Genomic DNA, 15,169 nt, shown 5'->3' with positions numbered 1-15,169 from the left:
CTATGAAGAAGTTACTTATATTACTTTGCATTTCAACACAGGTTTCCCTTGCTCAGAATCAGATTAAGGTAGGAACAAGTAGATTTATACATACAACTGGTGGATCAAATACATTTGTAGGGATTCTATCAGGTAATAATATTTCAAGTGGAGAGGGTAATACTTTTTTGGGAGCTTCTTCCGGGCTATCTAATACTACCGGAACCTGGAACACATTGATAGGAGCAAATGCAGGTAGAAATACTGCTAGCGGGAGTTATAATACCTTTGTTGGTACCAATGCCGGAAATAAAAACCTGGCGTCCTATAATACTTTTATTGGCGTACAGGCTGGTGCTAACAATACTAATGGTTCTGCTAATACTTTTGTTGGAAGTACTTCCGGATATGAAAATACTACAGGGTTAAGTAATACTTTTTTAGGAAATGCTGCCGGAAGGTATAATACCGCTGGGTCTCAGAACACTTATATTGGTTATGATGCAGGTTGGCAGGCTCAAGGCGACTTTAACGTAATTATTGGTAAGAGTGCAGGAGGATGGGCAACTACTGGCAGTAATAATACAATTATTGGTTGGCTTTCTGGGGTTGGTAGTCAGAATGACAATAATACAGGTTCTGAAAATACTTTTTTGGGCAGCTTATCAGGGCAAAGTAATTCAACTGGCTATAGCAATACGTTTATCGGTAAAAGTGCTGGTCAGGCAAATTCAACAGGGCATTTCAATACATATATGGGTTATTACGCAGGTGCTAGTGGCACTACTGGTGTAGGTAATACTTTTATCGGCTTTTTATCCGGATCAAATAATCTTACAGGAATAAATAATACATTCATAGGGCATGGCTCAGGTTGGAGAAACACCTCAAACAGTAATGTTGCCATTGGTATAAATGCCGGTGCGTTTAATACGACAGGATTCAGCAATACCTATATTGGCACGCAATCAGGTATGGGAGTGGAGAACACAAATACCGGAAATAATAATACTTTCATCGGAGAGTCTGCCGGACTAAAAATCTCTTCCGGTGCTACTAATACCTTTGTGGGCAAATTGGCTGGTTCTGAAAATTTAACAGGGGCTTCTAATGTATTTATAGGCTATCAATCAGGTAATGCAAATACTTCAGGGCAATTCAATGTTTACATTGGCAATAATGCCAATGGGGCCGGTGCCAATGCAGCAACACTCCAACGTTCTGCTGCCATTGGTTACAATGCCAAAGTATCAGTTAATGATGCGATAGTTTTAGGAGACACCACTAATACCAATCTAAAAGTAGGTATAGGTACTGCAAGCCCACGGTATCGTCTGGATGTGAAAGGAGTAGTTAATATGAGAGTAGGTTTCAATAGTCCGGCGATGAAAGTAAATGATAAAGAACTGATAGCTTTAGATGAAAGAGGTAATTTTGTTTTACCCTATTTTAAGATACGCTATAGTAGCGTAAACGAATGGTCGGACAAAGTATTTGAGTCTGATTATCAAATACAATCTATTGAAGAAGTGACAAAATATGCCTTAGAAAATAAACATTTACCCAATATGCCGACAGCAGAAGAGGTTGTTAAGAATGGCATAGAAATGCAAACTATTGTTGCCAAATTGTTAGAAAAAATAGAGGAACAAACACTTTATATTGATAAGATAAATAATGACTATAAAAAACTACAGAAAAAGGTAGAAGAATTGGAAAAAGAGATAAAAATTAAATAATGATAAAACTTGTCTGGTCTTAAAATAAATTGACTAAAATGTCACATTTACAGCAAGTGGAGGCAAGTTATTATATTTCTAAAAATATAGGCATATCTTTAGAGATTGTTTTGGAATTATAGAAATTAGTTAAAAAATGAGAATCGGCGTATCTTGTTATCGACCAAAACAACAAGATATTGCAGACAAGTTTTTCTGAATTAACCGATTCTCAATGGCAAGTTATTAATATAATTATAGATGACCAAAGAAAGCGTAAACACAGTTTGCGGACCATCATCAATGCAATTTTTTCACTCAATAATGGAGGAGTTCAGTGGAGGAGTTTAGATAGTAAATATCCCCCATGGCAAACAGTCTTCTATCATTTCACTCAATTCAAAGAACGAGGGATTTGGGAAAATATTCTCAATACTCTTGTAGAAAATGAGCGAAAAAGACAAGGGAAAGACGACACTCCAAGCTTAGTAGCCATTGATAGTCAGAGTGTTAAGAAAATTCAGTTCACTAATGAAGAAACTGGAATTGACGGTGGTAAAAATGTAAATGGCAGAAAAAGAACCTTAATAGTTGACAGTCTTGGGCTTCCTTGGTCTATAAAAGTTACGGCAGCTAACATTTCAGATAACCAAGCAGGAATTTTAGCGATTGATTTATTGGCTGGTAAAGTTCCAAGATTAAAAAAAATAACAGCCGACTCGGGTTACAAAGTTGCTTTCAAAGAACACGTAGAAACAAATTATGCATGGAAAGTCGAGGTGATGCAAAAACCTGAATCAACCACAGGATTTATTCCTCAAAAAGGACGTTGGCAGGTTGAAAGGTCTTTTGGATGGCTCAATTTTAGACGAAGGTTATTCCGAGACGTTGAAAAAACGATACTTTCATCAGAAGCTATGCTTCAAATTGCTTTTATCTCTTTGATTATCAATAGAATGTGATTCCAAAACAAACTCTTAGATGTGAAAATCAAGACTAAGGTTGAATAATTACTTAAAACTTAAGAAATTAGTAATTATAAACTTGATGTAGTAGGACAGCAAAAGCTCATTCAGATATTCGTAGGAAATTAAGGTTGTGGTACTAAATGTATGATGAGTTGGATAAATAAAACAAGGGAGCGAACTTTGCCATTATTATGTCTCAAATAATAGTAAAGCTAGATTGCCCCCATTGTTTCTCTGCAAAAGTACAATTCCATTGTGGGAAAAGAATGGTTTAAAAAAGAATAAGACTCAAAATTACAAGTGTACAGATTGCAAGAAACAGTCGCGGACGATCCGATTCAGTATGAGTACCTATATTGGGGTGCAGCAATTAGTATTAAACGCCAGATTATCAAAATGTTACTACATGGTAGTGGGATTACAGATATTGCTAGTGTTTTAGGTGTCAGCAAAGGTTGCGTAATACGAATTCTTTTAAAAATACGGAATCAAATAACGTTAAAACCGAGCAAGAAGCTTTATCATAAAGTACAAATTTATGTGTAGGTAAGAAGAAGAAAAAGGTATGAATCATTTATACCTATGATGCTGAAACGGATGAAATTATAGCAGTCACAGCTGTTAAACGCCGTAAAAGACCTTTACAAACGTCTTGAAGGCATCACAATTGATTGGTTTTGTACCCCTCCTCGAACTAATGTCGAACCGCTTCTTGAATGATTTAGAAAAAATATTCCGCCTTGAAATTGCTGTATAGGTTTGTACTTAAATCATAAATATCTACTATGAATCGTTATAATCAAGAAGGTTTTCAGCAAGACAGATCATAGGAGGCTGAATGGGGGTATAATCGAACCTTTGATTCCGATTCTAACTTTTTTGGATACAAACTTTATATAAACAGAAAAATAGGTTCAAGAATTCTATGATTGTTTGAATTCTAGCTGATTTTCAAAAGAAAAAACAAATTCATTAACGTTGTGTAAAAATAAAAAAGCTCTCATCCCTAAATATTCTCTCAGATTCGATTAGGAATTAAAAAGAGCCTAGAATAATAATAAACTTTGGTATCTAGATACAAAATCATGGCTCTAAATTCCCGCAATTATAGGAAGAATGGCTTTGGAAATTTACTACCTCCTAAAATCGAAAAGACATTCTGAAGTTTGAGTCTCACATCAGTTTTAAACTATTATTAGGTAAATTGTAAAAAACTAAATTTAAATCAACACTTTGAAGAAAATTAGATTTTTATTATCTGACAATATATACATTCCAATTTCTCATATTTAAGATTGAAAATAAGGCACTTACAGTCAATTATTACTTATAAGAAATGTGAGATTTATTCTTAGCTAAAGTCAGTTGTCTGTAATATCAAATCTTAATTTTTACAGGTAAATTTTACAGTAAAGTCTAATTTGAAAGAAGTATATCTATTACATATCTTAAGAAATATAGAATAAAGTTTACCTCAGACTCTAATTAATTGCGTAAAAGACTTTTTACTGTTAAAAAATTTCATATTCACTTATTAATTCCAATAATACAAGCAGATATTAGTTCGTCCAATGTATTCGAATATTGACAGTTTTCCAACAACCAAATAAGGTGTTCTCTATTAAGCTTCACATTCAGATAAGTCATATCTTTCAAAGTATATATTTGCCGTCGCCTTGTCTTAAGGGCTTTAAGATTGTCAAGTTCCGGAACAAGAATATCTAACCATAAATCAGCAAATTGATTTAAATCAATATAATTGTCATCTTCAGACTCTGGATTGAATAAAGTTAGTAGCCTTTCAGCGTTTAGTTTATCCTCCCGAGATTTGAAAACCTTTGTTGCATAATACTTTAATATTTTCTCTCCTTGCTCCAATGCTCTTCTTTTCTTCCAGGGCAATAACGCTTTTTCTTGTTTCCTAAGCTTATGAATAATTTGCTTGATGGTAAGTAATGTATCAACCTCTTTCCACCTTCTCTGAATAATATTTGCTTTATTCAGATAGAGTTTCAGTTTTTCAGATATCTCAGAGAAGTCTGTGTATCCTCTGTTTTTCTCATCAATAAACAACCATTTAGGGCTTTTATTAGTACTTCCTCGAAAAGCAAAAAAACACCAGTTCTTATCGGTTTCAATAAAGCTGACAGCTGTTTTAACTGTAGCTTCAACGTCTTTATATAAGTCATATGTTTTATGGTCAATTAATGCCCCTTCCCCCTCAATCAAATTGTATAAGTCCTGAGTACTATCCCGAACCCCGTCCCACTCACGTTCTTCTTCCACATATTCATTGTATGCACGAATAATGTTTTTTGTATTAAGATCATCTTTTAAGTGTTTTTCATAAATAGATTGAGGGATAGAAACATTATTGCCAATTAAATCCTCAGTTAGCAATAATGTATCAATCATTCGTTTATCTCCGTTTAAAGAAAATTGTTCCGAATCATCAGGCCACAGAACTGTTATCTCTTTATGCTCACAATCCATACGCTCCAAACGACCTATCCGTTGTTCAATTATTCTTAAAACACTAGGCATATCTAGTAATAGAATACAACTGGCATCTTGAAGATTAATTCCTTCAGACATGGCATCTGAACAAAGTGCAATAAGCTTATCTTGTGTCTGATTACCTAAAGCAAAAAGTTGGATTACTTGGTTTCTGTCGCGGGCATTGTGTCCTGCTGCTACGATTGTTTTTATGTCAGATCGCTTCTCAATAATCAATTTATGCAAGTAATCTAGGGTAATTACTGTGGAATCAAACGCTAATATCTTTTTATGCTCTTTGATATTATTAATAAGCGTATCAGCTTTGCTTTGTTCTCGTTTGCCACTTAGCTGCTCTGCTAATGCTCCTATTTTTTGATAAATTTCTATTTCAAAGTCACACGCTTTTTTGTATAAAGCTTCATTATATAACCATCGACTTTCTTCACCTAGTAAAGACTCATTGATGTGTTTTTTAGGAAGTGTTGAACAACATTTTTTGATTTTATCTAAAATGTCTCCTGATGGGTTTTTTGTGGAATTAATAGCAAATTTTTGATTAGCTGCCTTCGTACCATATAAATACTCAAAAAGTGCACAGTTGGAAGAGCGTAATTTAACTCTTACCATGTAAGCAGCCAATGCAGAAGCGGATATAAACCTTTGTTTAATGTATAGTCTTTTCTCTTCTTCTACGTGAAGATAATCAGGTATTTTCAGCGTCTGCAAATAATGAATACCCTTTAATTGTAAGGTTAAGGATAATATTTGTTGAGCAATAATTTTGTCTTTTTCGGTTTCTCCAGTGTTATATACTAAAGAATTTGTTCTCGGGTACTTACAGGTATGACCAAATTTGTTTTTATATTGATCCGGTTCCCTATCTATCATTTTATTCAACTCTCTTTTTGTGCGTCGCACAATAAATTGATTCACATATCGCTTTAGTTTCTCAAGATGACTTTTGTCTATACCTTTCTTTCTACTCTTTCTCAACTCCTGATAGGTCATTAAGTCTTCATCGCTTAAATTATCAATATCAAGTAGTTCAATTAACCGCAATAAATCATCTATCTTTTTATTAATAGGAGTAGCAGTAGAAAGTATTACATGACAAGACCCTTTGGGAATGATAGCTTTGCTTCGCTTTGACATTGGATGCAAATAATTGTGGGCTTCATCTATTACCAATATATCTGAACTTTGAATAGCCTTCTGTAACATGCGTTGGCTTTTATCCAATCCAAGACTTAATCTACCCATAGACTCAATTTTATTATAAAGGGAAAAATGCTCTTGTTCTTTTTCCCAATTATCAATTACCTGTTTTGGACATATAATCAAAGCATTAGAACGGTCTTTTCTTCCATTCTCCCATAACCAATGAAATAAGGTATAAGCAAGCGCTGTAGCAAATTTTGTCTTACCACTCCCAGTAGGATCTGCCACTAAAACACGTCCCTGATCCTGAATTATTTTCATGGCTCTGGCAATTCCTATTTTTTGTGAAGGCCAAAGATTGTGAGTAATCAGTGCTTGATACAAGGCAGGATAATCTTGCATCCACTTACTCTCCAGTATCTCTGCTATTGCTCTTGCTAAAGCTTCCTCCCAAGTAGCGTCTTTTAAAAGTTTACTAAACAGTTCAATTAGATCCTTATTATAATCTTGAGCAATACCATAATAGTATTCCGCAACACGTTTAATATCTTTATATTGACTTTCCTTTACTTCTGAAGATGATAATTCAACCCTGATATTTGCTTCAGTCTGATGCACTGTACCAGATTTGCTGAAGTTAGATGAACCTAGTATAGCTGCCTGATCTCCCACATAAATCTTCGCATGCAATCTGTCTTTTGCTTTGAATTGATAAATACCATTGTTTATTTTTTCTATAATATTTAATATAGGACCACATAAACGGATACTTACATTTTGCTTTACCCAATAGTTCTTGATCTCTGTAGGAAGTGAATAATGGGGAAGACGTTTACTTACCCGCTCATCAGGGTCAAATCCAATGACAATACGAACCTGTTGTAATTTGGGATAATCTGTTGTTCCAAAAACATCAATCAAATTAGCTAGCGAGGTGAATCCAGTAAGAATTAAGTAGCTTTCTGATTTTTTTATATCTCTCAATAAAATGTCTCGTACCTCTCGTCCCTGCTCTCTAAGATTCAACGGAAAATCTTCCTGATCGGGTAAGTCAAGCTGGTAGTTAAAGTCGAAAAGGTTAGGAGTTTTCATTATTATGCTTTTTTAAGAAACCATGTACTTGCAAAAATTAATGTTATATAATTTATCAGATAGCAATGATAGATGTAACAGGCCAAAAAAAATTATAGTGGGGAAGATGGTATTCTATTTTATTGACTCGGATTCATCTACATGTATGTGTTGAACTGCTAATTGTAAGTTTTATTGGTAAAAGTGTTTAGGACATTTCCGAACTTATTATGCAGGTTAACCCAAAATCGAGATGCCGTAAATTCTCTACGCCAAGGGCCCTTTTTTGTCTCAATAGTAAAAAAATTAGACCGTAATAGAATACAAGTTTTTTTTGCTCGGCTTACACATACATAACACAGTCTCTGGTCTTCAGCTAACGCTATTGGATTATTAAGACGATAATAATTAGGGAAATGGTTATCTTCCATTCCTAATAATATAACTACTTCAAATTCTAACCCTTTCGAACTGTGTCTTGTTGTAATAGTCACTTCATTTTCAGGGAACCCCAAATTAGCAAACCGCCTTATATCTGCAGTTTTTAGATTTTTCAGTTTAGCTTCCTGTAATAATTTATCTAAATTTCCAATTTCATTAGGATAAATCTCGGAATTGTTAAGAATAGTTTTAATATTAAGTTCATTGATTACATATTCCAGCCACATAAAACAGTTTTTGAATCCTTTACTCGTATAAAGTATTATATAAAATTGACTTTTTATTCGTATATTCTCCCATTCCTTCCTTGGATCATTGTGATCATTAATCAGCTTTTTCCAAAACTTGAACAAATCATCAAAAGATTGTTTTCCTTTCTCACAACACCACCTTGCACAATCCTGTAGCCAAACGGCAACCGCACTGTTTTCAAAATTCCAGTTTACAATAAAGAAAGAAATATATTCTTTCTGTAGAAACTGAGCCATCTCCTGGGCTTGTGCATTAGAACCTACGATGATTCCAATTTCATTCAGAGATACACCTTTAGCAATCAGGTTAGGGATTAATTTATCTGCGACAATCTCATATTGTGGATCCATTTCCTCCTCACATGTAATGAACAGGAAGTCTGCAACGTCATTTTTCAGTTTCTCTGCAACATACGAGGGAGCAGGTGGTTCCAAACTTAATGTCTCTAGTGATGCATCTATAATGGGTTGCGAGCTTCGATAATTGGAGGTAAGCTCAATAGTAGTGATTTCGTCATAGTCGGTAAGTTCTCTTAGAAATTCAGGATATCCACCATTAAATCCATAGATAGATTGGTTTGCATCGCCTACAGCGTATATTTTCATTCCAGCAAACAAAGCCAAATCCAACACCATTTCATGTAGGGCTTTTCCTAAATCCTGATATTCGTCGATTAATAACCATGGAAATTTACATTGTAGAGAACGTCGAACATATGCCTGTTCATTTATGATTTTAGCAGACAGGTTAATAATGTCTATAAAATCAATAAACTCTGTTTGGCGAAGCTTAGTTTCAAATATTATTGCCCCATTAACAACCAAAGGAGACGAAGTAGCATGAATATTACTTCGCCCATTTAAAGAAAGTGAACGATGCTTGTTTATATCAGTCAAAGACAAAGTCCGGCTATCTTTTATATTCAATTCCTTTAAAACACTATTGTAAATGCCATTTTTAATGTCATCGGAAAGAATTTTAATAGGTAAGGGAATGCCATACTGCGGGTACAAATGGGCAAAAGGTTGAATAATATGTAGTAGGCTGAAACTGTGGACAGTACCGATAAAATCCCTATTACCAGGAATATAGCCGTATTGCTTCAACCTTTTTTTGAGCTCTCGTACCGTTTCTCGACTATAGCTGATACAGGCGAGGCCAGAAGGTTTGTGTATTTCGGTTTTGTCTAATGATACCGCCTTTAATGCCAGTACCCGAGTTTTTCCGCTACCAGGCCCAGCAATGACCACCGTATTATTCGTTGATCGATAAGCTTCATATTGCTTCTCATCTTTTCTGATGAGTTCTAAATCTTTATAGAATTCATCATTCATGGGATTCTTTCACTTTGTTTACTATTACCTCAATTCCATCAAGTATATAATCAGGGAGCATTTCTTTTGTGAGCTCGTTTGCCAAACGCTGTGCAAAACGGCCCTTACTGATATTTCCCTCAATTTTATTTAGTGCCGACCAATATTTTTTATTATCCAAGGCATTTTCAAAGTTCTGTTGCATTTCTTCACCACCAGGTTTCAACTCTTCATAAACATTCTTGAGTGTTTCAATCCCTTTCGTATCCAATTCATTCATCATATCCACTTCCAATGTATAACTACCAATAAAGCATCCTCTTTCTTTGAAAAGCTTGTCTTGATCACTATAATCTTTAGGTATTTGTTCATTTGTTAGGAGACCAAGTTCTATTAGTGACTTAGCAATGATTTCATTTCCTCTGTAACCCCCAGGCTGCCCATTATTCATGACATGATAAAGTCTCTCTTCTTTATCTTCTCCTCTATCATTTTTGATTTTCTTTATTTCATAGTAATCACCGTCAGTAAATAATACCCAAGGGATATTAAGTGTATTAAGTAATAAAATATATGGTTTAAAATTGGTTGAATCAACATTGCAGACTACAATACCAAAATCGTCTAATGGAGTACCTGTGAGACTGGCAGCAGACGGAATTATGTATTCTTCAGTAATACCTTCAACCAGTATAATCGCTTTCCCAAAATAGATTTCGCCACGTTTCGCGTCAATATATCGTTCAATATCTTTTTTCTCTTTTTTGGATATGGCTAGATTTACCGTCGAAAATACTTTACTTGAGTTTCCTACGTAACGTATATGAACGATTGAGTTTAGCGGAGTAACAGAAGCTATATGTGTAGAATGGGAAGTAAATATTACAGAGGTATTACTATTATGCAAGACTTCTCTATAAATTAAACGTTGCAAAACAGGATGCAAATGAGCTTCCGGTTCTTCAATAGCAAGAATAGTAAATGCCTGATATCTATAGTTGTTTTCATCCATAAACTGATATAGAGAATCAAGATTCTCACCATCAATATCTTCCTTTAAAACATAATTCCCTTTTTCGGTCTTTTGATATAGATTGGCTAGTAGTTTGTTTGTGTCTTTTTCAGAAAGCGAAGCAAACAATTCCTCTTTTATTACAGGAATGATCGTTTTATCCTTTAATAACAACAGCATTAAGGATATGTAAAGTATATTCGCAAGACCCAAGCTTAGTTCTGAAACAGGCCGCTCTTTAAGCCCCATATAGACTTGCAAAGTATAAAGTAGTCGTTCTGTATCAATATCAAAATTTCGCAATGTGACTTCATTGTCTCTTTGAAGCCCCGATAAAATGGCGAATTGATTTGTCAAAGCGGCTTTGATATGAATAATCTCATCTAATTTTAAAATGCCGTCCGCAGCACCCTTTAATTCGTCTGAAATTTCTTGCAAATGTTCGACAGATATTTCATATTGTTTAACAAGTTTATACAATGGAGAACTTTTATTGGCTTTCAGCTCTCGCTCCACATCTCTTAATGCTTTTATTACATATATGTTTATAAAATTACGATCTTCAGCTCCAAACAATGCATTTTCATCATTCCCTTTGTAAATAAGGAACCGATAGTTAAGTATGTTTCCATATTCATCTTTATTGGGGGAATATTTATAAGTAATTTGTAAGGTAGGTGGTGCATCAGAGACGACCGCATCAGCAAATTGTGCAACTAGTTTTCGATTATGTTCATAACCCATAATCTGTAACCTGATCTCAATCTCAGCGCCCATTATCATGGGATTATCTATACTTTCATGAAAATCTTCGGGCAGTAATTCACGATCAGTATCAGAATAGTTTTTATCCAATATTAATTGGATTGCTCTCAAGAAGTTAGTCTTGCCTACATTGTTTTCGCCGATAATTACCTGTTTATGGTCAAGAGGCACGTCAACATCTAAAAAATTGCGAAAATTCTTTATTTGAACTTTCGATATAAACGGATTTTTCAGTTGAGCCATTAATATGATTGTTTTTATTGAGAAATTATCTCCACCTTACTTCTCCCGCTCTGCTCTTTACTCACTTTAATCTGTACTGGTATCCGTTCAGTCATCTCCTGCACATGAGATATTACACCTACCTTACGACCCTGGTTGTGAAGACGTTCAAGTGCATCCATAGCGATATTTAAGGTAACGGGGTCAAGCGACCCAAAGCCTTCGTCGATAAACAAGGATTCAACTTGCATTCGGCTGCTCGATAATGAGGCCAACCCTAATGCCAGCGCCAGCGATGTCAGGAACGATTCGCCGCCGGAAAGTGAATAAACTGTACGAACTTCATCACCCATATCTTGGTCTATCACCTGGAGACCTAGTGAATTTGGTATTCGTTGTAGCAGATAGCGATTGCTGAGCATGCCCAGGTGTACATTGGCATAGCTGAGTAATACATCCAAGGTATATTCCTGTGCTATGAGGCGGAACTTTTTGCCATCTGCGGAGCCAATAATATCGTTAAGTTTAGCCCAATTGTCTGTAATGAGTCCTTTTGTTTCAATAATACCTAGTAGGTCTCCTATTTTTTGCTTATTGGCAAGATCCTGCTGTAGTTGGAAACCGATTTCATTGTTTCGTTTTCCCTGCTGTTGAAGGTCTGTTCTTACTGTGTTCAGTAATTCGGTTAATACTTCCGCACTTCGTTCAGAAAGCCGTTGTTGCTCATGTTGCTTTAGTTGTGTATTACGTTCCTGTAATACGGAATCTGCTTGCGTAATAGCATCATCTATCGCCCTCAATGCGGTTCGTTCTGTTTCTATCCAGGCGACATCATACGTCAACAATTGCGATAATTGCTCTTCATCCAATGCCTGCGTATTGAGGCTATTAAATGCGGCAAGCCATTCGTGTATCTTTTGAGTAAAGGTTGCAGCATGTTGCCGTAAAGACGCTAAATCTTTTTCGGACTGCTCTCTTTGCGTGCCTGTTCGAGTAAGGCTTGTTTGTAACAGGTCCCGTTCAATCTTAATTTTTTCCAGTGCCTGCTGTGCTGTTATTACAGCCTGCTTTAAACCTTGCTCTATATATACAGCAGTTTCACCGTTAAAGATAGCCTTTCGTTTTTGGGTAATAATATCCTGCTGTTGCGTAACGGCATTAAGTGCGACCTGCTTTTTTTGTACATCCACTGAAGCATTGTGTAGCTGTCCTTTTGTTGCTTCGAGTGTTGCGGTCAATATTCCATGCTGTCGGGTGTCATCTTCCAGCTTTTGAATAGTGGCTTTCCATTTTTCGGCAAAGTCATTCATGTGTTGTTGGAATGTTACTGGATTAGTTTTCCAATGCGTAAACCAATCAGTTGCGACAAAGTAAACAGATAAGCTTTTCTCTATAGCGACAAGAGCATGGTTGTTGTTTTGTTGTTCTTTATGGTATTGAGTTTCTTGTTCATGTAATGATTGCAGTCTTCGCTCAGTATCTTTTACGGCATTACTGTTCTCGTTCTGCCTTCGTTCCAAGTCATTTATGGTGTTTTGTAGTGCATCCAGCTCCTGCTTTTTCTCGGCATACAACTGTATTTGTTGTTGCAGATTTTTTTGTTGTACCCTCGCATCCTGTAATTGCTGTCCCAGCCAGGTTGACTTTTGCTCATTAGGTATTTCAGCAGTTTGGGTGTAAATGGCAAAGCCTTCCCATGTTTTTTGATGCACTGCAAGTGCTGATTCTTTGGTATCTGTTTCGTGTTCCTGCAAAGCAATTGTTTCTTTTAAACTATTAACCACTTCTTTCAAACTGCTTTCTGTTTGCAGGCAGGTGGTATAAGCTTTATCATTTTGCTGATGTGTTGCTTCAAGTTCCGCTAACACATGATTCAGTTGAGTATGTTCGGTAACATACGGATGCGCTGTGCTGCCACAAACTGGACAGGACTCCTCAGGGATTAATTGGAACCGAAGGGCTTCCACATTTTCTGCAGCGGCGAGGCGTGCTTTTTCCAACATACGGAGCGATGAATCCCGCTCAGCGGTGGCAATCCCCAACTGTGCTACTGCCTGTGCGAATGACTGGGATCTATCATTTAATTCACTTTTATTATCAACGAGTTTTTGTTTTAAGGTATCCAGGTCTGCCTGGCCGTGGGATAATATTTTCCAGTGTGCTTCCGCCATAACTATATCTTCTATGCAAGAATCCGTAGATGCCTTTTCTTTTTCTAAAGATGAAATGGGTATAGCCACTAAAGCCCCCGAAGCGTTGGTATGTTTTTCCTTTTCTGCAAGTAATTGTTGGGTAATAACTGACAATTTTGTATCCAGTTCAGTTTTTGCCCGTTTCACTTCGGCTATAGCGGTTTGTGTGTGTTGCAGTTGAGGTAATAATGCTTGTGCAATATCCAGCAACTTCTCAGCATCCCCAAGCTTTGCACTGATTAAGCTATAATTTTCGGCAATCGGTTGCCGTGCGCTATTGTCTTGTTTCCATTGCTGTAATTGCGAAATAGAAGCCAGTAACTGTCGAGATTGCTGCTGCTGCGTCTGTAGTTGTTGCTGCAATTGCTGATTATTAACTTCTGCGGTCTTTACTTCTGTTACTGCCTGATTTACCTGTTCCGCTTTTTCTTTGATCTGTACATCCAATGCCCTTGCCTCCTCCAGTTGTGGTGCCGCTGCTTCCTGTTTCTGTATAGCCTCTACCGATGTTTCATTTGCGGTTTGCAATTGTTTATCCAATTCTTCCTGCTGCTGCTGCAGGATACCAAGCGTTGTCTGTAAATCTTGTAGTGATGCTATTTTTTCTGCCAGTTGCTTTTCAGTCGTCTGCTGTCCATCTACCCATGTCCGGGTAGGCTGCACTCGTTCCACCTGCTTTAATTGTTGTTCACGGCCTGCTACATTTTGTTTTGCTTCGATGGCCTGTGCTTGTGTTGCATGTGCCTCAGTGACGCTGGTTTGTAACACCTCAAGTTGTTTATGCCAAGCAATTTCTTTGGTTAACGCTTCCTCTTCTTTTTGCTGTATTGTTATGTTTTGTGCAAGTATTACTTTTTGTTGCTTTAAATCTTCTACTTCTTCTGATGTCAGCGTGGGAATGCCTTCTCTTTGCAGGTTTAGGTCTTCCAACTCCCTTTTCTCTTTACTGTAATTGACAAATATTTGCTTAGATATTTCTGAGTAAATACTGGTTCCAGTAAGCTTTTCCAAAAGGGCTGATTTTTCATCTTTGGCTGCTTTGAGAAAAGCTGTAAAATCCCCTTGAGCAAGTAATACGGATCTGGTAAATTGTTCAAAATTCAAACCCACCAGCCGTTCTATTTCTTCCAATATTTCATTTTTTTTGCCAGATATATCCGTGTTGGTGTCAATATTTTTTAAAGTGATAGAATATTGTTGGAGACTTCCATCAGCCCTATCTCTGGCTCTCCGTACTCGCCAGGTAGTCCTGTAAGGTTGTCCATCAACACCCACAAAATCCACTTCTGCAAATCCTTCGCCGGTTCCGTCTCTTAATATACCACGCACATCTCCCTGGCTGATGGCGCTTCCCTGTGCATCGGTTATTTCGATGCCGAACTCCCTAGCCTGCAAGTATCTGGGTGTTTTAGCATATAAAGCCAGGCAAAGTGCATCCAGGATAGTAGACTTTCCTGCACCGGTAGAACCTGTAATGGCAAATATCCCTGCGGAACAAAGAGGTTCACTACAGAAATCTATTTCTGTATTTCCTTCGAGAGAAGCAAGATTTTTGATTCGAATGGCTAGTATTTTCATC

6 protein-coding genes are annotated in these 15,169 nt (G+C 36.5%); 2 read left to right on the top strand and 4 right to left on the bottom strand.

Annotated elements, in window-relative coordinates:
• The first annotated feature begins 2 nt into the window (after positions 1 to 2).
• Both ACYVFA_RS24030 and ACYVFA_RS24025 read left to right on the top strand, forming a co-directional pair.
• A complete protein-coding gene (locus ACYVFA_RS24030) occupies positions 3 to 1,718 on the top strand; it encodes an autotransporter outer membrane beta-barrel domain-containing protein (protein ID WP_460474409.1) in 1,716 nt (571 codons plus the stop codon).
• A 179-nt stretch (positions 1,719 to 1,897) separates the two neighbouring features.
• Positions 1,898 to 2,659, top strand: a complete 762-nt coding sequence (locus ACYVFA_RS24025; protein ID WP_460474408.1) for an IS5 family transposase — start codon at positions 1,898 to 1,900, stop codon at positions 2,657 to 2,659.
• A gap of 1,533 nt (positions 2,660 to 4,192) precedes the next feature.
• Here the strand turns inward: ACYVFA_RS24025 and ACYVFA_RS24020 are convergent.
• The 4 genes from ACYVFA_RS24020 to ACYVFA_RS24005 all read right to left on the bottom strand — a co-directional run bounded on the left by ACYVFA_RS24020 (position 4,193) and on the right by ACYVFA_RS24005 (position 15,168).
• Entirely contained in the window at positions 4,193 to 7,414 is a 3,222-nt protein-coding gene (locus ACYVFA_RS24020; protein WP_460474407.1) for an SNF2-related protein, read from the bottom strand.
• Positions 7,415 to 7,572: 158 nt separating this feature from the next.
• Positions 7,573 to 9,420 carry a DEAD/DEAH box helicase gene (locus ACYVFA_RS24015; RefSeq protein WP_460474406.1) on the bottom strand — a complete coding sequence of 616 codons (1,848 nt, stop codon included), beginning with the start codon at positions 9,418 to 9,420 and terminating at the stop codon, positions 7,573 to 7,575.
• Positions 9,413 to 11,419, bottom strand: a complete 2,007-nt coding sequence (locus ACYVFA_RS24010; RefSeq protein ID WP_460474405.1) for an ATP-dependent nuclease — start codon at positions 11,417 to 11,419, stop codon at positions 9,413 to 9,415. The genes ACYVFA_RS24015 and ACYVFA_RS24010 overlap by 8 nt, the downstream gene beginning before the upstream one ends.
• A 14-nt stretch (positions 11,420 to 11,433) precedes the next feature.
• Positions 11,434 to 15,168, bottom strand: coding sequence for an AAA family ATPase (locus ACYVFA_RS24005; RefSeq protein WP_460474404.1), 3,735 nt, complete (start codon positions 15,166 to 15,168; stop codon positions 11,434 to 11,436).
• Between the last annotated feature and the right edge of the window lies 1 nt (position 15,169).

The organism is Emticicia fontis, from assembly GCF_054779675.1.
The sequence above is the reverse complement of the archived record's forward strand: the minus strand, read 5'-3'. Positions and strand labels throughout refer to the sequence as shown.